A 22,479-nucleotide genomic window follows, 5' to 3' on the forward strand; every position below is an offset into this window, starting at 1 on the left:
ATTTCTGTAAGTAACAAAAGTCCGGATAACACCAATGATGGTAATTAATGAAGCAATGTAAGGTAACAATTAATGAAAGGTAGTATTTTTGCAGTGGTCATCCCAGCATTATTAGCCGCTGGGGCAGCAAACGCCGCTGAGATTTATAACAAAGACAGTAACAAACTCGATCTGTATGGCAAAGTTGATGCACGTCATCAATTCTCTCAAGCCACCGAAAAATCAGAGGATGATCCTATCCGTAGTGAAGATGGTGATGCAAGCTATGTTCGTCTGGGTTTTAGAGGTGAAACCCAAATCAATAACCAACTGACGGGTTATGGGCGCTGGGAGTACGATATTCAGGCTAGCAACGCTGAATCAAACGGCGCTGAAGGCAACAAAACCCGCCTGGGTTTCGCTGGCTTGAAATTTGCTCAGTACGGTTCTTTGGACTACGGCCGTAACTACGGTGTTCTCTATGACATTAACGTCTGGACCGACGTACTGCCAGTATTCGGTGCTGATTCCATGTCTCAGGCTGACACCTACATGACAGGCCGTGCCACAGGTGTCCTGACTTACCGTAACACTGATTTCTTCGGCCTGGTTGATGGCCTGAACTTTGCCCTGCAATACCAGGGTAAGAACGACGACAACAACAAAAATGGTCGTAATTCACTTCGTAAGCGAGGCGACATCATCAAACCGAATGGTGGCAGTAATGGTGATGGTTTTGGCATCTCTGCTACTTATGATATTGGGTACGGTATCAGCGTGGGGGGAGCCTACTCCAACGCTGACCGTCCTATTATTCATGAAAGACTCGTTACCTCTGTCGCTCGCGGTGAAAGAGCTGAAGCATGGAATATTGGTGCTAAATACGATGCAAACAACGTATATCTGGCAGCGATGTACGGTGAAACCCACAATATGACATCCTTCGGTTACCAAGATGTCGTCTCGGCAAAAACCCGAAATCTCGAATTAACTGCTCAGTATCAGTTCGATTCTGGCCTGCGCCCATCGCTGGCATATGTTCAATCCAGAGGGACAACCTTTTTCACCAAACAGGACTGGGTAAAATATATCTCCATTGGTTCCTATTATAACTTTAACAAAAATTTGTCTGCCTATGTTGACTACAAAATCAATTTAGTAAAAGACAGCATGTTTACCCGATATTTCGAAGTTAACACCAAGAACGCGGTTGGTGTAGGTCTGGTATATCAGTTCTAATTTAGCTGAAATAAATATAAAAGACTCAATTAATATGTGATGGCGCTCACTTAAGCGAGCGCTACTCTTTTTTCAAGAAGAATAATCATCAGTCGTCTGTTGAAAAATAGTATATGGCATACAGACAATAACATCAGCAAGTTACCTAAAAAAATCTGATGATAAAACGAACACCATATTATTTTACTCTTTTTACTAATCTTAATAGATAATTTCTCCTCTTCACTGGCAGCAATTCATTCCCACTTTTTTGACAAACTGGACTGACCAGAGTTCAAAAAACAACCCCTCATTTACACTTTGAAACACTTTGTTACAAATTCTTACTAAATTTTCTTTTTTGTAGCACTTTGTGAGTGGATAAAAATAACAACCAATGAAACACTTGACAGAGAAACAGACGACACTAAACTCTCACAAATAGTTCCATAGATTTTTAAAGAATTATTTTTGGCAGTGGCAGGTGTCCGATATAACACCAATGAGGGTAATAATAATGACGAAGTGCAATATTCTTGCAGTGGTAATCCCAGCTCTGTTGGCTGCTGGCGCAGCAAATGCAGCTGAAGTTTATAACAAAGACGGTCATAAACTGGACCTGTATGGTAAAGTTGAAGCACGTCACCAATTCGCTAACAACAGCAGCGGCGAAGATGGTGATGAAACTTTCGCCCGTCTGGGTTTCAAAGGCGAAACTCAAGTCAATGACCAACTGACCGGTTTTGGTCGTTGGGAATACAACATCAAAGGCAACCGTGCAGAAGCCGTTGACGAAGAAACCAAAACTCGTCTGGCTTTCGCTGGCCTGAAACTTTCCGACTACGGTTCACTGAACTATGGTCGTAACTACGGTGTTGTTTATGATGTCAACTCCTGGACCGACGTGTTGCCAGTATTTGGTGGTGACTCCATGGCTCAAACTGACAACTTCATGACTGGCCGTTCTACGGGTCTGTTAACTTACCGTAATAGTGATTTCTTCGGCCTGGTTGATGGTCTGAACTTTGCCCTGCAATATCAGGGTGAGAACAGTAACAACACCTCAAATGGTCGTGCCAACCGTAAAGACAACGGTGATGGTTACGGTTTCGCTGCGATTTATGACGCAGGTTACGGTATCAGCGTCGGTGGCGCATACTCTAACTCTGCCCGTACTTCTGCACAAAAAACCGCTTTTGGCGTTGTTAAAAACAAGGACAATAAAGAAGAACCTGCTGGTTCTGCTGCTCTAGGTGACCGCGCTGAAGCTTGGAACATCGGTGCTAAATACGATGCCAACAACATCTACCTGGCGGCAATGTACGGTGAAACCCGTAATATGACTCGCTTCGGTGGAAAAGTTGATGGTGTAAACTGGCAAAATATCGCCAACAAAACCCAGAACATCGAATTAACAGCTCAATATCAGTTCGATTTCGGCCTGCGTCCATCTCTGGCATACGTACAGTCTAAAGGTAAAAGCCTGTTCGGTGACATTAAAGGGGAAGAGAAAGAATCTGGCAACCACGATCTAGTTAAATATGTCTCTGTTGGTACTTTCTATAGCCTCAACAAAAACATGACCACCTATATTGATTACAAAATCAACCTGCTGGATGAGAACGAATTCACCAAAGCATTTGGCATCAGCACTGACAATGTTGTTGGTGTAGGTATGGTTTACCAGTTCTAATTACCATTGATAAATATGTTTAGCTGAATAAGTTAAGCATCTTTAAACGAAAGCAGCGCTCAGGCGCTGCTTTTTTATTCTATCTTTTCTTGCTGTTATCTAAACTTTTTCTCACTCCGCAAACTGCTTCACAAGATTATATTCTTTTTGCTACAAATAGTTGGCAAACTGTTTCTGCGGCGTTAACCTGACTACCTTTTTAGACTTAACCCTGAGCTTTGGAATCACCAACATGTTTGAGAAAATCATAGCAGCGCCTGCCGACCCTATTCTTGGCTTAGCCGATACTTTCCGTTCTGATCCTCGTACAAATAAAATCAACCTTGGCATCGGTGTCTATAAAGATGAAACAGGAAAAACCCCTGTTCTCACTAGTGTCAAAAAAGCAGAACAATATCTGCTGGAAAACGAAGCAACAAAGAATTACCTGCCGATTAGCGGCCTGGTTGAATTTGGCAATGTGACGCAAGAATTGCTGTTTGGTAAAGCTCACCCTGTGGTAACAAACAAACGCGCCCGTACAGCGCAAAGCCCAGGTGGTACAGGTGCTTTACGTATTGCTGCGGATTTTATTGCCAAACAGACTAACGCTAAACAAGTCTGGATTAGCAATCCAACCTGGCCAAATCATAAAAACGTTTTTTCTGCCGCTGGCCTGGAAGTCCGCGAATATAAATACTATGACGCTGAAAAACACGCCCTGAATTTCGAAGACATGCTGGCAAGCCTGTCTGACGCTCAAGCGGGTGATGTTGTTCTGTTCCACGGCTGCTGCCACAATCCGACGGGTATCGATCCAACCCCAGCCCAGTGGGCCAAACTGGCAGAAATGTCTGCGGAAAAAGGCTGGCTGCCCATTTTTGATTTCGCTTACCAAGGATTTGCCAAAGGTCTGAACGAAGACGCGGAAGGCCTGCGTATTTTTGCGAAAAATCATAATGAACTGATCGTCGCCAGCTCTTATTCCAAAAACTTTGGCTTGTACAATGAACGCGTGGGCGCCTGTACTATTGTTGCCAGTGACAGCGATACAGCAGAAAAAGCATTCAGCCAGGCTAAAGCCATTATCCGTGCCAACTATTCCAACCCACCCTCTCATGGTGCATCTGTTGTCGCCACTATTTTATCAAATGAAGAACTAAAAACCGCCTGGGAACAAGAGCTGACCACCATGCGCGAACGTATCCAGCGTATGCGTCAACTGTTTGTAAACACCTTACAAGAAAAAGGTGCAAAACAAGATTTCAGCTTCATTATTAACCAGAATGGTATGTTTTCATTCAGTGGCCTGACAAAAGAACAAGTTGAGCGCCTGCGTGTGGAATTTGGTATATACGCTGTCAGTTCCGGTCGTATTAATGTCGCTGGCCTGACGCTGGAAAATATGGCCCCACTGTGTGAAGCCATTGTTGCGGTACTCTGAATCAACATTCATCTTATTACGAAAAGCCGCTCAATTTCAGCGGCTTTTATCGTCTGATATAGTTGCCAATCGGACAACTATCCCCAGAACCCAAATCGGCTCTTATTCAATTCCACATCACCAACTTGGAACTTCATCCTGTAAAAATGGATTAGTCTGCCGTTCATAACCCAGTGTAGACATTGGCCCGTGCCCTGGAATAAATTTATAATCATCACCAAGTGGCAGAAGTTTATCTTTAATTGAATTAATTAACTGCTGGTGATTACCACGCGGAAAGTCGCTACGCCCAACTCCCCCTTTAAACAGTACATCCCCCATATAGATCAATTTATCTGTATGATTCACAAATACGACATGCCCTGGTGTATGGCCCGGACAGTGCAATACAGACAAATCGACCCCGCCAACATGTAACTCATCACCTTCATTCAGCCAGCGGTCAGGTTCAAATGATGCACACTCCTCAATGCCAAACATCCGGCTCTGAGCCGGCAAGCCTTCGATCCAAAAAGCATCTTCCTGCTGTGGTCCGTAAATCGGCACATTAAAATGTTCAGCGACTTCTGCTGTTGCACCAACATGGTCAAAATGACCATGAGTCAATAAAATCTGGGTCAATTTCAAGCCACGGCCTTCGATCTCAGCGATCAGCCTTGCCGCTTCACCACCTGGATCAACAATTGCCGCTTCCTTACTCTCTTCATTCCAAATAAGGGTGCAATTTTGCATAAAAGCAGTCACAGGAATAATTTGGTATTTCATTATTTCATTTACTCCATAGTCAAAACAAAATAGTTACTCACCGATTACCACGTCCTGACGGGACCTGTATCAATATGAACGAAATTACTGTGTGGATAATATCCCACACCGCCCGCCTTCATTTTCAGAGCGGCTTTACAGATATGTTTAAGAGCAATACCTTCAATATGGAAATCCATCGCCCGCCCGCAAGTATGGTAACTCTGTTTAGCCACGCCTTTACTTTTCTTGCGCAACTGATTGTTGGTCACCAGTGAGCGGTAACCAGAAATGAGTTGTACAGGCTTATTAATGCCCATCATCATTTGCAGCAAATAGATCTGATCAAATAATTGAGGATCGATAGTTTTAACTTTATTTTGCCGGTAATCCCGAAACAGATGATTCAGACGAGCCAGCTCATCTTTGTTGTAACGACGGCCATCGAAGAATTCGGCTTTAATAGTTTCACCCGTATGTAAGTTATCAACACGTAAAATTCGTGGGCGGGGAGTAGCCAGAATCGCAAAAGCGTGTCCCGGCAACAAACACAAGCCTAAAGCGGCAGCCCCCACACCAAGCCACTTACGGCGATTATGATCGATTATATCCATGAAGAAACATCTACCCAGATTATGAAAAAATAAGTCACTGGTCACTATGACAACTAATAATGAAAATTAGTTGCATTTAGTTTTGTAAATGCAACAACTTTGACAAAAACTGGGAACCTTGTCTCGCACTGTTATCATAGTCATAAATATCAGTGCGATACTGAGGCACACCCTGCTCATCTACCCAGGCAGTCAAATAATACAAATAAACCGGAACACGCTGTGGGATATTGACATAAGCGGTATTGCCCTGCTTCAGGGTATTATCCACCTTGTTTTGGGTCCAGCCAGCATCTCCCAGTAACATACTTGCCAATTCTGACGCCTTATTAACCCTGACACAACCAGAACTGATCGCCCTGATATCTTTATTAAACAGACTATGATTCGGCGTATCGTGCAAATAGATGGCATCAGAATTTGGCATATTGAATTTATAGCGGCCTAATGAATTAGCCGGCCCTGGAGCCTGCCATACCCGATAAGGAAAATTAGCCGGCGTAATCACATTCCAATCAATAGTGTAAGGATCGATCACGCTGGCATCAGCACGCCAGTTTGAAAAGATAACATACCCCCGGCGCTGGAAATATCCGGGATCATTCACCGCCCGCGGCGCAATATCTTTTCTTGCCAGACTGGTTGGCACACTCCAGGGGGGATTAATCACGACATTATTCAACACATTACTCATAATTGGCGTTTTACGGCTTGGACGACCAACGATCACCTTCGAGTTCAGCACTTCCTGATCATTAAGATAATAATGCAACGAATAATCAGGAATATTGACCATAATTCCGGTGGAAACATGCCCTGGGACAATCCGCAAACGCTGAATATTAAGCGCCATTAATCCAGCTCTGGTTTGAGGTGACGTATTCAGCCAATCTCTGGTACGTTTACCAATCACGCCATCGGGCGCCAATCCTTGCCATTGCTGGAAATTTTTCACCGCAGCAACCAATTCAGGGTCATAGATATTACCTGATTTAGTTGTCGCATCATTCAGCATACCGATACGGATAAGTATTTCTCTTAACGCCGTGATATCAGGACTACTCTGCCCCGGTTTTAATGCGCTTTTATCAGAAACCTGTGGCCACGGTTGACTATCAGCCAATAGCTTCATCATCTCCTTATGCATATTTTCATATTGAGGGTGCTGTGGCACCCATGCTGCAACATAAGCGGCCACATTGCGATCTGTGATAACTTGCTGCCACCGGTCGATGATCGCAGATGAAGGTAAAACAATTTTGTATGGCATCGTGCGATAGAGCCAGTTTTCGCCCTGATGACTGACATCGGAGACAAATTGCAAATAACCCAGCATAGCATCAGATAAAATGAGATCGCGCCCCATATCGCTCAATTGAGGATCATTGAGTTCAATCAGCCATTGGCCGAATTGCGGTTGAAATCCAGCCAATGCCAGTTCTAAAAGTTGTTGTTCAAAACGCTGAACGGCAGTTTTGTCCTGCCATAAAGGTTGCATCTGGTTAGATGAATACAGACTGACCAATCGGTCAAAGAAAATGGGCTTAACTTGCTTCGGTAACCAGCTTTGAAGCACTCTGCGATTCTCTTCCTGTGCAACCACATAAGTTTGAATTTGCACTTGTTTAGGTATTGCTGTCTCAGATACCTTTTCAGTCTGCATTTTTGACAGATTCTGCGTATCACTTTCCATCAGCCTACTCTGCTGATTGGCTAAAGCATAGCTAGCTACCATTAATGTACTGCAAATAACCGAAATGCACAGCGGCTTTATCGCTTTTTTTACCATATCAACATACCCACCTTCAGAATATTCTCATAAATTAATTATAACTATGGCAGATCCAGAATCTAATAAAAGAAAAGCAATAAGAGCCAAAAAACGCCAAAACACCCTTTTCAAGAGATTTAAACCTTATTCCTGGCTCAACCAACATGATTAATGCCGGTATTAAAACTGAGAGTTAACAATGACTTCCTCACCAAACCGGCCTGCTTTAGGCAATGGTTGATAAGTAGAATTTGCAGCACGCAGGATACGGATGCCCTGAATATTCAACTCACGGGCAGCAGCAATATCTGCATCTGAATCACCATAATAGATTTTCAATTTATTTTCTTTCATCCAACTGACTTTATTATTCTGGCCTGGTTCATCTCCGGCAAAAATAACCGGATTCATTTTATCCGCAGGAATATTCAACCCCTCCTGCAAGTAATGCGTGACATTTTCAGTCTTGGTTTTACTGCGCCCAGTGATGAAATAGATGTTATCACCGCGTTTCAGGTGCATTGCCACCAGTTCAATCCCGACTTTCTTGGGAACACTGAACTGATCCCAACCGTTATTCATTTTTTCCCAGAACTTAGGGTTTTTCAGGTAACCAAAATCGTTTGGAGAAAACTCCAGTTTACCGCGATAGAAACCCAATTCACTGCCTGCTGTTGAGCCAATTCAACAACAGTGACACCTTGGTTAACCTGAGCAGGCATCAATATTTTTGCCTGAGAAAATCCATTCAGGCCAAAAGCAAAAACAGCGGCAACCAGAGTTAAAGTGACTTTACGCATGATCATTCTCTTGTCTTTATTCGACGATATAGCAACTCCCTACCTGGATAACAGGCAGATCCTTATTCAATTCCTCCCAATAGCTTCCATTATGGTGCAACTATTGTTGAAGAGGTATTATAATACAGCGAGAAACGACCAAACTGCGATCACAATTCTCTGAGATCTCTCCTCCCGGGTTGGTAAGCCGCTCAGATTATTCAATTGTCTGGCTGCACTGAGATTTACCACAGGGAAGCCAATCACCATCTTTTCCTCCAAAGTCAGCCACGCTGATAGTTATTCGGGCTTTTCAAGCCCGTCCAAATTCCCCTCCCGCCTTATGTCGGCGGGAGTACCCTTTGGAGGAAAAGATGGAAAAACTATCAAAGCGACAGAGAAAGCCTTACAAAAAGGTAAGGTAGCAGAATTAAAGAATCTGATTATATTGTTCTTCCGATAGATAGTTCTTCGGAGGAAATTGGAGCAGCTCTTAGATTAGTCGCTGTATCGGTTAAATCAAGATCCCAGCCATAAAAAAGCTGGGATTTTTTTCCCTTTTTGGACGATTGGCAAGCTGTTTTCTTTTTGGTGATGAGTTATCTGAGGATAAAAAACAGGTATCCATTAATACCAGATTTTGAAAAGGTACAGAATAACTAAAAACGGCTTATTCCCTGTCATGTTTAATGTATTCACCGACAATGTTATCCTCCGGTTATTTTACATTTAACTTCCCTGTCGTGACTATTTAAAAGAATGAAAACAAAGATATTAAAGCTTTTATATAAAAGACGGATTTAACTGTAAATACAAATTTTTAAAATGACGTTAATTAAATTTAATCGAAATCCATTAACCATAAAAAGAAAATTAAAAATAAAAATAAAAATAAACCAGAAAAAAGAATATTATCCGAAAAAATATAAAATGCTATCTTTATGCCATCAAGTAAAAACTACTCAGGATTGCCAGTAAAACAGCGTCAGTAAAGATAAAATCGAGTATAATCAACATTGATTAAACGTAAAACACAATATACCATGATGATTAAACTTAATAAAAAGCAAGTATTAAAAGTAGTAAAAACAATGACTAAAACCTTATTATACCAGTTAAAAACAGAGGTTAAAAAATGGCTTATAATAACAGTTTAAAACCTGATTATCATAAATCCATCAGTGAAAATGAGAAAAACAATTGGCTTTATTAATGCTTTACATACCCCGTAAAAAAGGATAAATAAAAATATGAATCGGTTAACCAGACAATCTATTTCCAAAAAGGAACCGATTTTGATAACGTTTTCAACTGGGGATAAACTTTTTCATAATCCCGTTAAATAATCATTCAAAAAATACATTAAATACGACCACTTAAACTTGTTTTACACTATTTTATCCCGTCCAATAGCCTTGTTTTCTTACGGTTTTATTTAAATAATGTCTTAAATGTTATTTAACGATAAAATCAATTCATATCGTTATTTTTCCAAGTTATTTTCGTGATTTATTAACGTTTAAACACCCATTTAATCATTATAACCTTTCAGGCTAATTAATTCGCCAGACTTTTTATTATTATTGATGCAATAAAGCGTTATTAAATGAATTTACCAAGCCATTTAAACATCATTTATACCCGCTTAACTTGAAGATGCAGTATTCATAACCTGGAAGTTGTCATTAATACGGCACGACAGGTTCCCGGCCAGTTCCGGTAATATTTCCGTAAAAAAGCGATGTATTGCCTGCTTGAACAAGGTCGTCGAGGCGAAATAATGGTTATTCCTGACTTGTTCATTCATCACCTTCCACAGCCTTTCTATCGGGTTCAGATTCGGGCTGTACGGTGGCAGGTAATGAAGCTCAATATTCATCACATAAGCCCAGTCTTTCACCAGCCTGCTTCGGTGGTAACCAGCTCCGTCAAGGATAATATGAACCTTCTGACTGACCGGATAGGTTTCACGCAGAGCAATGAAAAACTCTGCGATGTGATAACTGTCGATACGGTCATACTCGCGTACTACCGTTTTACTAATATCAGCCAGATTAAGGGCCCCCATCAGGTTCAGACGGGTACGGCTTCCCGTGGTTTTCACCGCGGTTTTCTGGCCTTTTCGCATCCAGCCATAAGCCAGTTTCGTCCCCTGCGTGGGATGGACGCCATCAATGAACAGGATGGGCTCATGGTCTCCGGCTTCCTGCTTGAGTTTCCCGTAGGTTTCTATAAAGGCCCGCTGCTGTTCCGCGTTGAACTTGTGTGGCACGCCGGTCGGCTTTTTATAACTGAATCCCTTGTGGTGCAGCCATTTATTCATGCCGGGAACGGTGTAACGGATATCCCACGCTTCTTTGACAAGGCGGATAACCGCCTGTGTGGTGGGCAGAAGATTTGCGGTCAGATAGGCGATAAGTTCCTGAGTCTGTGTTTCGCTGAGATGGCTCTGAGAGCCGCCATTTTCGGGCTTGATTTTACGGTGATTAAGGTAATCGCTGATATGACGATGAACGGTCGTTTCATGAAGACGCAGGGCCTGAGCGATCATGACAGAACTCCAGCCCTCAGAGGCCAGGAGGACCGCTTTGATGCGATCACACTCTCTCTTATCACGGCAGGTGTGATGGAGATGTTCAAGTTCGGCTTTTTGTTCATCGGTAATGAATATTTTCATGACAGATACCATGAACCTCATTTGGGCGAAAATCAAGCAGTTTCAATGATTACGGGTATAAATATACATGAGTAAATGGGGTTAAGCTAAAATCATATAACGATACTATTTTATTTAAATAAACGATTTTAATTTTAAAAATGACATTAAGAGCCTATCCCAATAGGATTTTGTTCCAGACTATAATCCCGCAGGCAAAATGTAACATAGCTTCATAGTTTTCGACCTTCTTTTCCCATCGGATCAGTATCCGACGAAAGCGATTCATCCAGCTATGCGTCCTCTCGATAACCCATCTTTGAGCTTTAAAGTCCGTATTTTGGCAGGCATCTGATTCCTCCTTGCGAGACTGAATATGCGGCTCGTAATGCCGACTTCGTAGATAGTCTTTCAGCCATTTAGCATCATATCCCTTATCCAGACACAGCCTGACCTTTTTACCCGGCTTGCCTGTCTGAAGTGCATCGAGCGTATCTGCAACCAGTTTGATATCGTGCGTATTTGCTGCGCCAACAACGAGTGAAAGAGGAAGCCCGTTAGCCTCGGTCATGAGGCTGCGTTTTACGCCTTGTTTCCCTCTGTCTGTGGGGTTACGACCTGTTTTTTTGTCCCCGCTAAAGGGGATTTGGTCATGCAACCATCCAGTGATAACCACGACCAGTCGATGATCGCGAGGTGCTTGCAGGCCAGCAAACCGTTCTGCCAGAAGCGTTCAAAAACGCCGGCGTCACGCCATTCCTGAAAACGACGGTGAGCCGAACTTGACGAGCATATTCCTGTTGCATTCAGGGCATTCCATTGGCAGCCTGTTCTGAGCACAAAGAAGATGGCATCCATAGCGGCGCGGTTATCAACCCGTTTGCGATGTGTACCTAGCGGATGCTGAGTTTTATGTTCGGGGATAAGTGGCATCATTTTTTCCCAAAGCTCATCACTGAGCCGCCATTTGTTGTTTGTCATACTCTCTATACCTTCAGAAATTATCCGTTCTAGAATATTATACAACATGACAATTCCTTTTGGGATAGGTTCTTAATCCAAAATGGAATAATATATACTTCATCTTTATAATTAATAAACACATATCAACTTCATAAGAATATAATTACCTAATACATAACATTGTTATAAAATAAAGATAGATTATTAAATCAAAAAACACAAATTACAGAACAATTAAATTAAAAAATTTTATTTAAATATATGAGAGACAAGACAGAGAAAATTCAAAAACAACATAATTTCAATAACATATAAAATAAATTATTTATCAATATTTACATGTTATCTATAATGACGTAATAACTACTGGTTTTTCATATCATAATAATATAAACAACCTCATAAGATTACAATTTATGTATGAATCTATCACCAATAAAAAGCACCGAAATCATGAATGTTTCGGTGCTGTATATTCTGAAAAGAAACATTTAAAACTAACAATCACAAAACTGAAAAAAGATATAAAATCTTATTTTGCTAATAATACATAAGAAATTATAACATCTATTTTTGCTGGTTTTTCAAGCCACTTATTAAATACATTCCCTATTCCAAGTTTCTTGTATTGGTCATCACAACTCGCTGATGTTCCTGTCACACCAAGCCCGTATGTGCCTCCTCCCTCAGCTTTAACTTGACACTTATGCTTAGTTGTAAAGTCATTATATAACCATTTCGGTTCTATTGTACTAAACTCAATAACAACTCCAGGTTTTTTATTTGTCAGATAACTTTGCGAATAGGTATATTGGGGAGCAATGCCACAAAAACTTTCTCCTTTAACACAAGGAAGGCTTTTATACTTATTCTGGTGAAATGCTTTATATTCCTTTATTTCCATCCCTCTATACCAGTACATCGCATTTTTTGCTTCATCATCACGTTTTGCCGCTTTCTTATTGACTAATGTCACTTTATTAGGTGTATTTGCCAAGACTGAAAGTGTGCAATTTTTATACATAGACATCACTTTGGTATTTTCCAGTCCATTTTTAGTGATTATTTTTTCTATCTGTGGATCTGTCTTACATGCCATACTAAAACTACTCATAGCGAGTAAAAATGGGGAAATCAGGAAAACTTTTTTATTCAAAATCATACTTATCTCCTTGCTTTATTTAATTAATAAGTTTAACTTCAATGGAATAAAAATAAATTTCATTGTTGTTATTAATATACTTATTTTAAAACATATCATTACAGATGACATATGATAAATTAACCGATTACATTATTCTCTCTTGCTACTACCTGACTCAAATAAATATATGTTATTAAATCATAAAAAACAAAAACAAATTCCAATATGATTAAAACAAAAAATATTTAATTTACATATCAAGACAACATAGAAACAATATAATAACAACATTAATTCAAAATAATTTCACAAATAGATAGAATGGAATAATTATCTAATTCCTTATACTACAATGGTCTAAAAAACATATTAAAACCGTCGTAGAAACACAATTTCGACAATAAAATCGAATAACTATTTAAATAAACTCTAAAAGTCTCAAATATAATTAAAGAAAATAAAGATATATCCCCATAACATTAAAAATATATATTTAAACAATCTCTACATTTACTTTAAGTTAATTTAAACGCGATTTCACATAGTCAGTACAACATAATTACTCTACGAGTAAACAGGTTCGTATTTATTCACACAAAATGTGTAAGATACCTCCTTGCCCAATACGGCATAGGTATCTACACAATTTTCGTCAAAAATGGTATTGATATTCAGTATGCATTCAATTTTTCCATCGCCGGCCTCAATGCCCGGCTCAACCGTCGATATCAATCTTTGGTTAAACAACATATGACTCCTTGCTCCGGCGATTAAAGATATCGCCAGTACCCAGAAGACCATCTTTGCCACCACTCAGGCCGTCTGGCGTTTTCTCCTGCAACTGATTCAACAACACCGTATTGTCTAGGTGGCGTAAATCCAATTCAGGTTGCGTCCGAGGATCATCCCCGGTATAGACAATATTTTCAGTCATCACTTTATTTTCACCCAAGTTTGTTGCTGAAATCAGCGGGATTAACGCGGCGAGACAACGCAAACGCGTGCAACATCTGGGCACCGCTTAACCACGCCTTCCGACTACAGACAGCGGCGGCAAAATAGCCTCATCAAAGATTAATCTAGGACAGCCCCATGATTTGGCGACGCTTTCGAATAAAGAGTGATATGTCATTGGGTGCCCTCCATTTTCTACTACAATTTGCTTTTGGTTGGGATAATTTTTATGCTCTCCATCACCGCGTGTTGTTGGGTGCATTGTTCTCAGCCAGAACGGTGTAAAAATCAATGGTGAGGAATTGGAGAAATGGCACAACGCTTGGAACAATGCTAAAACGCTAGATTTCACAGTATATTAATCAAGCGTTATTTTTTAAAAACAGGCGTTTCCCTTGCCTCAGAGGGTTCTTGATATGTCCCTAACAAAACAACAATAACCACAATTGTTTCCCCTGCGTGCGCTGTCTCTTGATCTATGAAATATGATCAAGAGACAGGCCATATAGAGGGTGTCGCAAAAGGGTTGAGGTCACTTTTTCAAGCATCAAGTTAAATTCAATCACTGACTTTGGGCAGCCTGTTATTTGTATGGATAACAGGCTAAAAATAATCCCTAATATCAGAGCCACCGCTCTTGATAAGTTATAGGCCATTGCATGCAGGGAAAACTCCAGCTTTACCGCTGACAATCCCTTACGCCGAAAGCGTTCCAGTCTCTGAATTCCCCGTAATGCCGAAAATACCGGTTCTACCAGGCTCTTCCGTTGACTCAATATCTGTTTTGACTCCGGTCGGGCCATATGCAAACGAAGTGTCTCCCGCCCTTCATCTTCCGGATAACGTTTTATTTTTCTTCCTCCTTTAGCCTTTGTGCAGCCCGCTTTCTTCGGGCATCCGGCACAATTGTCAGCGCGATAAACCCGATAGGTCCGCGTTTTTTCAGTGGCTTTCACTGTACTTTGCAGGGACAATTGGTGATGAGCAGGACAAATATAGCAATCTTGCTCAGCATCATAAGTAAATAAGGATTTAGGATAGATTTTTCGGGTACGCTGTCGCTCTGAATTTTCTGTACAAAACAGCCAGATCTGATGTTTCTTCGCCTCAGCAATCACATCGTCATGGAAATAACCGGCATCCAATAACAGCTTTTCCGGGTGACCTCCCGAGATAGTGAGATTCTGCGCCAATAACGCGGCCATCACTTGGGTTTCACTGGAGGGGTCGACCGTTTGAGCGACGATAATACGTCTGTTGTTGACTAAAACAGACGGTTTATAGGAAGTTGAAAATCCTCTTCCCCGCTTGAGTTTCTGGACGACGGCTTCGGGTTCTGTTGGATTGATACGCAGTTGGCTGGCATCCTTCCCTTTTTTTTCGCGATTTTCTTGTCGGCGCCGTAATACGTTGGCTCCCTGTTCCAATTGCTTTATGCGTTTTTCTGTCTGCGCTGTGGCAGGGGAGGCCGTGAGAGTATTTTTTTCACGTGAAATCGCTTCCTGAGTTAAAAGGTGGTAATGAGAACAGGCCGCCTCTATCACTGTCCCGTCACCGGCCAGGCACGAGCCGTCCGAACGACTGCGGTGCAAAATGGATAAGGTCAGTGCCTTAAAAAACGGTCCCGTCAGGACGGATTGGTGCTGATAAATAAAACGCCCAAGACTGGCATGATCGGGCGTAATTCCCTGGCTGACAAAAATACAGCCTAAATCTAAACGCGCAAGTCGTTCAAGTTCTCTGAGCGAGCAGTGTCCTTTCATGATCCCATAAAGCAGGATCCCCATCATGGAGCGTGGAGAATAAGGGGCTCTCCCTGTCGAAGCATAATGGCGTTCAAAGGGGCCCCAATCTTGCTCATCAAGAATGTCAGCAACAATAAATGCGCAACGCTCCCCCATTTGCCTGAGATAATCAGAAAGGGAAAGGGAGCCATCCAATACAGGTAAGTGCTGAGCTTTGACAAACTGACGTTTGGTGTAAGCAGACGGTTCCCGTTTTCGAATGAATAAGGTCATAAAAGAGCTGCGCCTAAAGGAAGAGCGCAGATTTTAATGGATAACATGACCTTTTGCGACACCCTCTATACCGCGGGTACGGCGTGATGGGCTGATCTCCTAATTCATCAAACAGGGGTTGCAACCGTTTACGGTAATAATTGAATACCTCTATCTTTCTGAGATTACCGATTGCCGAAGCATGTGTAGGCCGCCACTGTACCCACAATAAAACCAGCGTGGCATACAACCGATAATAATATCGCCTTTGCAAATTATAAAATAATGAACCCACGCTGGCAGCGAACGTCTTATCACAGAACCGGCAGTAATATTCATCCCGATGAGAGGTTGTCACATGCCGGTTCCCGCACCGGGGACATTCATACACCGCACCCAAAGTCGGATTTTGTTCATCCAGACGATCAGCTAATGCCCTAAGTACCGGTTCTCTTTGCCATACATGTCTTAAATGCTGGTATTGTGCTTGCGTGGTATGCGCAAACAAGCGCCGAAACCAGTCCGGTTCAGGTACCTAGTCATTCGGTGTTTTTTCGGCAAACGGATCAACCCCCTTAGGTATGTCAGGATACATCACAAACTGATGCCGGCATGCGTCACAGTGAACCATGGAGTTACCCGCTGGCATCTCCTCAACGTAGTTCAACCGCGATGATTGACACGCCGGGCAGCTTATTCCCTGTTGATCGGGTGAAAATCCCAGCAGATAACGGGGATACCGCGTCACAGGACGGCCACTCGTCAACGCCAGAACTGGTGCCAATCGCTGGCGATAACGTTCCCACGTAGACTTTTTATGACAGTGGCTTATGCGTATTGCGTTTTCAATACACCAACAGCCCCACAACGTGACCAGGACCGCATATAAACGGACATGCAGGTGATGATCAATCAAATGGAATGGCGTATCGAAATAATCGGCATGGTCACACTGGCAGGAGTGACAATAGTATGCCTGATGTGTATGTTTCGTCAGTTTTACGGCCTGTTTTTCCTGACTGCCTCTGAGATGATATTTATCAAGTTCCGCGGCTAGTTCACGCAACACCGGCTCACGCTGCCAGATTTGACACACCAGGGCATATTCATTTGCATCCAGGTGAGAGAAAGCGCGCGGATACCAGGCAGGCAGCGACAAAGCGTCAACAACATTGTTCATAGATAACAAAAGTCCTTACAGTTCATTGATTAATGGATTACAGACTGCATGAGCAGTGCATAACGATTGAGTAATTGATTAAAACGGGTGTTAATTTGCTGACACAATGCCGGGGAGGCCGTGCCGCTTTTTTGCTGTTCGGCCAGTTGGCGCAACAATTCTTCCAATGGCGGTGTACTCGCCAACGGTTGCTGAATGCCAAATACCATCGATTTCAATTCAGAACCCGTGAGATAACGACCGCGTCTTTCATCCAGCCCATCAAGGCGGGCCGCTAATCGTTGCAGACGCAATTGAGCCAGGTGGTAATTTTCCAGTTCAGAGACAGGTAACGCTGTGGCTTCACGTTGCTGTTGCCACTGTTTCTCCATCTCTCGCACCGTTTGGCTGGCCGGCCATAATGTTCGCAGTTGGCGTAATAGCTGCGCCCCATACGTCAATCGCCACAACACAGGCAAGGTATCCAAACTTGCCAGCCTCTCCCGACTGGCTGCCAGCGTTTCATCCTGCAACCGGCTCAACAGTACCGCGTTGTCCGGGTGGCGTAACTCCGCAAGCTGCGTTGGGGGCAACGTCCCCGGCAAAGGTTGCGTGGTCGCCCGCAGTGCCTGCACCAACGGCGGTGCTTGTCGCATTTCATTCATCTCCCAGACGCCGGTCACTGCCAACACGCACAACGCAACACCCGCGACAAAACCGTGCCAAGCTTTCCAACGGGGCACAGGTAAAACCCGGACCACGTTGATTTGGGGTTGTACATGGGCGGCAGTTTCACGCGCCATATATATCCGTTGGGGTTGAGCCGGTTCCGGAGGCGTCAAAATAGCATTGCCCCTAGGTTGCGCTGAGGAAACAGAGACAGGCATCCCCCCCTTTTCCTGAGCCACTCTCTCTAAGCGCCGGGCATTGTTGTGAAGCTGCACACGGAGGCTATCGAGTTGGCTGACATGTTTCAGCTCCAGACGTTGCAACTCTTCACACAACTGTTCAAGGGTCTTTTCTGTACGGTAAATCAGCGGCAAATCGATGCAGGCGAAGACACAAGCCCGCAACGTCTGCTGCAACCGTGCAACCAGCCAGACGAAAATTTCAACCCGCGCCTGTGTCGCTTGAGGCCAGAACTGCGACCATTGATAGCTCACTAACCCCTCAATCAGTATCAACCCTTCGTCAATACCCGCTAGTCCAGCCCGTTGCGCCCGGGCCAGGGTGTACCAGGCAGCACTTTGCAGCTCTACGCCATTTAAGCTAAATAACGCCAGACAAAGCTGTTCAACTCTGGCCCAATCAACGTCAGGCCGTGCCGGATGACTCAGTTTGCTCATTTCGTCTTTCAGCGCACTGAATTCAGGTTGCGTCCGGGGATCATCCCCGGTATAGATAATATTTTCAGTCATCACTTTATTTTCACCCAAGTTTGTTGCTGAAATCAGCGTGATTAGCGCGGCGGGACAACAGAACGCGTCGGCGAAATAGACAGTCCCACCTCAGATTAATCTATCCGCCCTTGTTGGCGCAGATGGCGGATCAAGACTTTCCCTTCCGGGACAAATTCCGTGTCAAAATGCACCCGCCCCACCCCTTTCAGTTCGGCGTGGATGTGATAACGCAAATGCGCCGGTTCGATCTCCGGCAATAACGTGACACTGACCTGCTTCAGGCGGGGTTCATAGGTCAACAGCGTGTGTTCAATCGTCGAGATCAAACGCTGTGACGACGCGGGTAATCCTTGCAGGATAGTACTGAGATCAGGCAGGCCATAATCCGGCAGATGGGTCAGTGAACCCGCCCGGCAATTGAGGATACACTGCATATTGTCCAGTACCGATAAAATCACCTGGTTTTCTTCGCTGACCTGATGCAAATCCAAACCGCCGCTAAAGTTGCCGAAAAGGCATTCATGCAGAGAAGGCTTGTTGATTTTCTTTTTCATCAACTCACTCCTTTTCAGGCAACAGAGTCAAGCCACCGGCATTCAATTCAATCGTGCGGGGCTTATCCGGTAACAGCGCATTGCGCTTGATGAGGGTGCGCCAGGTCGCCCCGGTTAAATCGGGTCGTCTGAACAGCCCCACCACCGCAACATATTTCGCCTGTGCCGCCATCGGCATATTGAGAGCGGCATGTCCCCCCGGTTTGACCACCACCTCGCCGCTCGCCAGACAATCGGTGCCGAGTACACGGTCACCGTTCTCCAGCAAATCCGCATAATCCGCTTTTTCCAGCGCGTTGTTATCCCGCAACTGATAAACCCGGACCAGCGCAGGGACAGACAGGGCAACATTTTCCCCGCTATCCGTGTTGACCGCTGCCCGGGGCGTAAAATCCAGCCGCAATGTTTTCACCTGTCGATGAAAAAGGGCATGTGTAACGGATACCGTGCCCTCCGTTACCGTTTGAGTCAGACCGCAGCCGGTCAGCAGTAAGGTTATTGCCGCTATCATCGGCACGGCTTTATATAAAGGCATAGTTAACATCGTGTCCTCCTGTGTTTTGATGATTATCCGGCGGTAGCCCCTGATAATCCCCCAGATCTACCGTCATTTTGTCAGGTACCGCTCCCCGATTATCTTCAGCCTTCAGCCCTAACACCCCAGTCAGCCCCAGTTGAACCGGCTTCTCGCTGCCCAACACCGGCACCGGTAATATTCGGGTCTGAAGGGTCAATTGCAGCCGGGCCCGGTACCGCCAGCCCAGATAAACGCGCAACAACACGAATAAATCCGTCTGCAATTGCCCGCCCGGCAGCCAGCCCCGCGCTTCCTCTGGGCAATCCGTATGCAGCGCCAGCAATAACTGGCTGTTGATATCCGTGCCGATCCTGCCTAGCACGGTACGTTGCGACAGGGAAATCGGCTGCGAGTCTGAAAAACCGGCCGGTTGCATCAGATGGATCTGCCGCGGGCAGGATGGCGTCACCACGACACGGGTCTGCGGCGCCAGCAACGTCACCAGCGCCGATACCCCTTCCGCCGTCCGGGTCGGCAGACGCATTACACTGAGCAACGCCAGAAAACGGGAGGCCGGCGTGGTAATCTGCTGCTGACTGCCCGGGATACCCAAGCCAATCAGCCCCAGTAAACACTGAGATGTTTGGTCGCTGCCCCCGGCGGCAAACGTCGCCGGGTAGGAGTATTTACGCCAGATACGGTAAAACTGAGTGAATATCCGGTGATTAAACATATCCAGAAAGGCTTCAACCGCGTCATGTCCTTCCCGGTGTTGAGCGATATCATTCAGGTAAGCGGTCGGCAACGGGGAATCCACGCCGTACAGCCCCATAAAGGTGGTTCTAGCCGTCGGTGGACGATCCGGATGACGACTGTCCGTTTCTATCGTTTTCAGTTCACTGATAGGGAACCCCATCCCCGGATGGGGCCGGAAACGTATCACGTCATCGGCGGGATTATCCGTACTGCCCAGGGGGTGCCGATCCGGGACCGTGCGCTCAATGGCCTGACAGAACTGATAGAAATTGAGCGTCGAAATATCGGCTTTCAGTACGGACATTAGCCGGGAATGCACTGACTGTGTTTCTCTTGCCATAACAAACGTTCCCCTGTGGGTTGTAAGATCAGCGTCAGCCGGTTAAACAAATGGATATCGGTGTACAAGGCAAAAAAGCGACTGAGCATCTCCCCGAACAGACAGATATCCCCGGCCCCTGAAAAGCCATTGCTGTCCAGCGTGACTTCGATATGCACCCCCCGTTGCAGGCATCCCTGCTCAAACCGTTCGATAAGCCCATGTTTCACCGCCACAATGGCTGCCAGACGGCGCGCGTTCATGTCATCGTCGGTCCAGTCGTACAGCGCCAGCGTACCGCGCAACACTTCCGGGTTATCCATCAAACTGAGGAAATGGGAGCCGAGATGACTGAGTACCCGCCAGTGAAAGCGATCCCGGTTTGGCGGATAACATGGCAATGTCGGTTCACACAGATTACGCACGGTCAGTCCCGCCAACGGGGGAGACACCGCCGTATCCAACAGCGTCTCCTGCAATGCCCGGCGAGGCAGTTGCCCATTAGTGCCGGTCATCGTGAGTGACAGATTTTCTTCTTCACGCGATCCCGCATTATTATCAACCGCCTCCCCGCCCAGAATCAGCCAGGTGTCGTACAAACCCGACGGCCCTCGTTTCACCCGGGTATGGTAGTAACGCTCCGGCGCGTCATGGCGCAGCATACCGCCTTTGTGGCGGAAACTACTGAAGGGCACATACGACTGGTGCTCACTGCGTTTTGAGGAGACCACCGCATCCACCGAATAAATCTCGGTATGCCCGTCCTGAAGGCGCATCGGGTGCAGCAAATACTCCGTTTTCAACGGCGACAGCGGCAACGGATCGGATTCCAGCGGAAACAGATTAATCACCGGGGCGCAATGCAAACGGATATGCTCCGCAGAAAACGGCCACTCACCAGGCCAGCTTTCACGCAGCACCACATCCAGCTCAAACCACGGCGTTCTGTCGGGGATCGTCAGCTTTTCCAGCCCACAAAGCGCAACAAACATGAATTTCTCGCGGAAGGTAAAATACTCCAGCAGCAGCTGATAACCACTGAACGCACTGTCCCCTTTCGGCCACAGCCTTTCCTCATCGCCAAATCCCCGCGGCGAGAATCCCCCGTCAAACGGCTGGCGGTCAGGCTGGCCGGGCAGGCGTAAATAAAGCTGTTGCGTCTGAAGGGTCAATGCCCGATGTAATGCACAGGCCAGCGGGCTGTCCGCACTCAGGTACAGTGGCAAACAACTCAAATCAATCTGGCGCCAGTCCACCAAAGTTCCACACTCAAACCGCAAGCGAATGACAGAACGGCCATCCGGTTCAGCCTTAAGGGCGGCATCAGTCAGCATCATAGGCAACAATTGAACCGCCTGGGTGGTGGTATAGCGACACCGGGTCTGTTGTGGGCCGATCGGTTGCGAAAGCACCTCAAAGCCCTTTTTCACCTGCACCGGATTTTTCAGCTGTTTCAACTGTGCCCAATCCGCGCCCAGTTCCACAATGGACAGTGAAGGGATAGTGCGCAGGTAATGCGGCCACAACAAACTGACCAGCCCTTCCGTCAACTCCGGCAAGTCATCATCCAGCTTCTCGCGCAGGCGGCCCATCAGAAAGGCAAAGCCTTCAAACAGACGCTCCACATAGGGGTCACGTGTGCCGACTCTATCCAGATTGAGCATGGCCGCCCGGTCAGGATAGGCTTTTGCAAACTCTCTGCCCGCTTCACGCAGGTAGCGCATTTCTGCCTCGTAGTAGCGCAGGATTAAATCATCCATCGGATTGTCCTCAAATAAAGGGTTCAGAATAAATACAGTGAAGAGGGTAAAACGGGTCGGACAGGGATAAGATTGCCCT

Annotated in this window: 19 protein-coding genes and 2 pseudogenes; 4 read left to right on the forward strand and 17 right to left on the reverse strand. The window is 45.1% G+C overall.

Features of this window, described 5'->3' with window-relative positions:
• The first annotated feature begins 72 nt into the window (after window positions 1-72).
• The 3 genes from VY86_RS22180 to VY86_RS22190 all read left to right on the forward strand — a co-directional run bounded on the left by VY86_RS22180 (window position 73) and on the right by VY86_RS22190 (window position 4,313).
• Window positions 73-1,218, forward strand: a complete 1,146-nt coding sequence (locus tag VY86_RS22180) for a porin (RefSeq protein WP_046976594.1) — start codon at window positions 73-75, stop codon at window positions 1,216-1,218.
• A gap of 496 nt (window positions 1,219-1,714) precedes the next feature.
• Window positions 1,715-2,890 carry a porin OmpC gene (gene ompC / locus VY86_RS22185; RefSeq protein ID WP_046976595.1) on the forward strand — a complete coding sequence of 392 codons (1,176 nt, stop codon included), beginning with the start codon at window positions 1,715-1,717 and terminating at the stop codon, window positions 2,888-2,890.
• A 232-nt stretch (window positions 2,891-3,122) separates the two neighbouring features.
• Window positions 3,123-4,313, forward strand: a complete 1,191-nt coding sequence (locus tag VY86_RS22190) for an amino acid aminotransferase (RefSeq protein WP_046976596.1) — start codon at window positions 3,123-3,125, stop codon at window positions 4,311-4,313.
• Between the two features lie 117 nt (window positions 4,314-4,430).
• Here the strand turns inward: VY86_RS22190 and VY86_RS22195 are convergent, their stop codons facing one another.
• The 9 genes and pseudogenes from VY86_RS22195 to VY86_RS22240 all read right to left on the reverse strand — a co-directional run bounded on the left by VY86_RS22195 (window position 4,431) and on the right by VY86_RS22240 (window position 14,002).
• Window positions 4,431-5,078, reverse strand: coding sequence for an MBL fold metallo-hydrolase (locus tag VY86_RS22195; RefSeq protein WP_046976597.1), 648 nt, complete (start codon window positions 5,076-5,078; stop codon window positions 4,431-4,433).
• Window positions 5,079-5,122: 44 nt separating this feature from the next.
• Window positions 5,123-5,671: a peptidoglycan L,D-endopeptidase MepK gene (gene mepK, locus VY86_RS22200; protein ID WP_046976598.1), complete on the reverse strand. Its 549-nt coding sequence runs from the start codon at window positions 5,669-5,671 to the stop codon at window positions 5,123-5,125.
• 76 nt (window positions 5,672-5,747) lie between these two features.
• Window positions 5,748-7,460 carry a L,D-transpeptidase gene (gene ldtD, locus VY86_RS22205; protein ID WP_046976599.1) on the reverse strand — a complete coding sequence of 571 codons (1,713 nt, stop codon included), beginning with the start codon at window positions 7,458-7,460 and terminating at the stop codon, window positions 5,748-5,750.
• A 162-nt stretch (window positions 7,461-7,622) separates the two neighbouring features.
• A pseudogene (gene aphA, locus VY86_RS22210) lies at window positions 7,623-8,242 on the reverse strand (acid phosphatase AphA).
• Between the two features lie 1,624 nt (window positions 8,243-9,866).
• On the reverse strand, window positions 9,867-10,898 hold the full coding sequence (locus VY86_RS22215; RefSeq protein ID WP_046976665.1) for an IS630 family transposase: 1,032 nt from the start codon (window positions 10,896-10,898) through the stop codon (window positions 9,867-9,869).
• 154 nt (window positions 10,899-11,052) lie between these two features.
• A pseudogene (locus VY86_RS24320) lies at window positions 11,053-11,858 on the reverse strand (IS5 family transposase).
• A 514-nt stretch (window positions 11,859-12,372) separates the two neighbouring features.
• Window positions 12,373-13,002 carry a hypothetical protein gene (locus VY86_RS22230; protein WP_046976600.1) on the reverse strand — a complete coding sequence of 210 codons (630 nt, stop codon included), beginning with the start codon at window positions 13,000-13,002 and terminating at the stop codon, window positions 12,373-12,375.
• 546 nt (window positions 13,003-13,548) lie between these two features.
• Window positions 13,549-13,734 (reverse strand): hypothetical protein, encoded by a 186-nt coding sequence (locus VY86_RS25220; RefSeq protein WP_046976601.1) that lies wholly within the window; start codon window positions 13,732-13,734, stop codon window positions 13,549-13,551.
• Window positions 13,724-14,002, reverse strand: coding sequence for a hypothetical protein (locus VY86_RS22240; RefSeq protein ID WP_158020004.1), 279 nt, complete (start codon window positions 14,000-14,002; stop codon window positions 13,724-13,726). Before VY86_RS22240 ends, VY86_RS25220 begins: the two co-directional genes overlap by 11 nt.
• 107 nt (window positions 14,003-14,109) lie before the next feature.
• On the opposite strand from VY86_RS22240, the gene VY86_RS26650 reads away from it, so the two are divergent.
• Window positions 14,110-14,223 (forward strand): hypothetical protein, encoded by a 114-nt coding sequence (locus tag VY86_RS26650; protein WP_420800634.1) that lies wholly within the window; start codon window positions 14,110-14,112, stop codon window positions 14,221-14,223.
• 191 nt (window positions 14,224-14,414) lie between these two features.
• Here VY86_RS26650 and VY86_RS24325 read toward each other — a convergent pair whose 3' ends face one another.
• The 8 genes from VY86_RS24325 to tssF all read right to left on the reverse strand — a co-directional run bounded on the left by VY86_RS24325 (window position 14,415) and on the right by tssF (window position 22,400).
• Window positions 14,415-15,956, reverse strand: coding sequence for a transposase (locus VY86_RS24325; protein ID WP_046976603.1), 1,542 nt, complete (start codon window positions 15,954-15,956; stop codon window positions 14,415-14,417).
• Window positions 15,957-15,969: 13 nt separating this feature from the next.
• On the reverse strand, window positions 15,970-16,443 hold the full coding sequence (locus VY86_RS25070) for a hypothetical protein (RefSeq protein WP_158020005.1): 474 nt from the start codon (window positions 16,441-16,443) through the stop codon (window positions 15,970-15,972).
• A gap of 27 nt (window positions 16,444-16,470) precedes the next feature.
• Window positions 16,471-17,115 (reverse strand): zinc ribbon domain-containing protein, encoded by a 645-nt coding sequence (locus tag VY86_RS22760; protein ID WP_052760893.1) that lies wholly within the window; start codon window positions 17,113-17,115, stop codon window positions 16,471-16,473.
• Window positions 17,116-17,144: 29 nt separating this feature from the next.
• Complete coding sequence (locus VY86_RS22255; protein ID WP_046977042.1) at window positions 17,145-18,512, reverse strand: VasL domain-containing protein; 1,368 nt, start codon at window positions 18,510-18,512, stop codon at window positions 17,145-17,147.
• 95 nt (window positions 18,513-18,607) lie between these two features.
• Window positions 18,608-19,048: a type VI secretion system baseplate subunit TssE gene (gene tssE, locus VY86_RS22260; protein ID WP_046973928.1), complete on the reverse strand. Its 441-nt coding sequence runs from the start codon at window positions 19,046-19,048 to the stop codon at window positions 18,608-18,610.
• A gap of 4 nt (window positions 19,049-19,052) precedes the next feature.
• Window positions 19,053-19,592: a type VI secretion system lipoprotein TssJ gene (gene tssJ / locus VY86_RS22265; RefSeq protein WP_046973927.1), complete on the reverse strand. Its 540-nt coding sequence runs from the start codon at window positions 19,590-19,592 to the stop codon at window positions 19,053-19,055.
• Window positions 19,570-20,661 carry a type VI secretion system baseplate subunit TssG gene (gene tssG / locus VY86_RS22270; protein ID WP_046976604.1) on the reverse strand — a complete coding sequence of 364 codons (1,092 nt, stop codon included), beginning with the start codon at window positions 20,659-20,661 and terminating at the stop codon, window positions 19,570-19,572. The genes tssJ and tssG overlap by 23 nt, the downstream gene beginning before the upstream one ends.
• Entirely contained in the window at window positions 20,625-22,400 is a 1,776-nt protein-coding gene (tssF, locus tag VY86_RS22275; protein WP_046976605.1) for a type VI secretion system baseplate subunit TssF, read from the reverse strand. Before tssF ends, tssG begins: the two co-directional genes overlap by 37 nt.
• Window positions 22,401-22,479: the final 79 nt, after the last annotated feature.

The organism is Photorhabdus thracensis, from assembly GCF_001010285.1.
Taxonomy (GTDB): domain Bacteria; phylum Pseudomonadota; class Gammaproteobacteria; order Enterobacterales; family Enterobacteriaceae; genus Photorhabdus; species Photorhabdus temperata.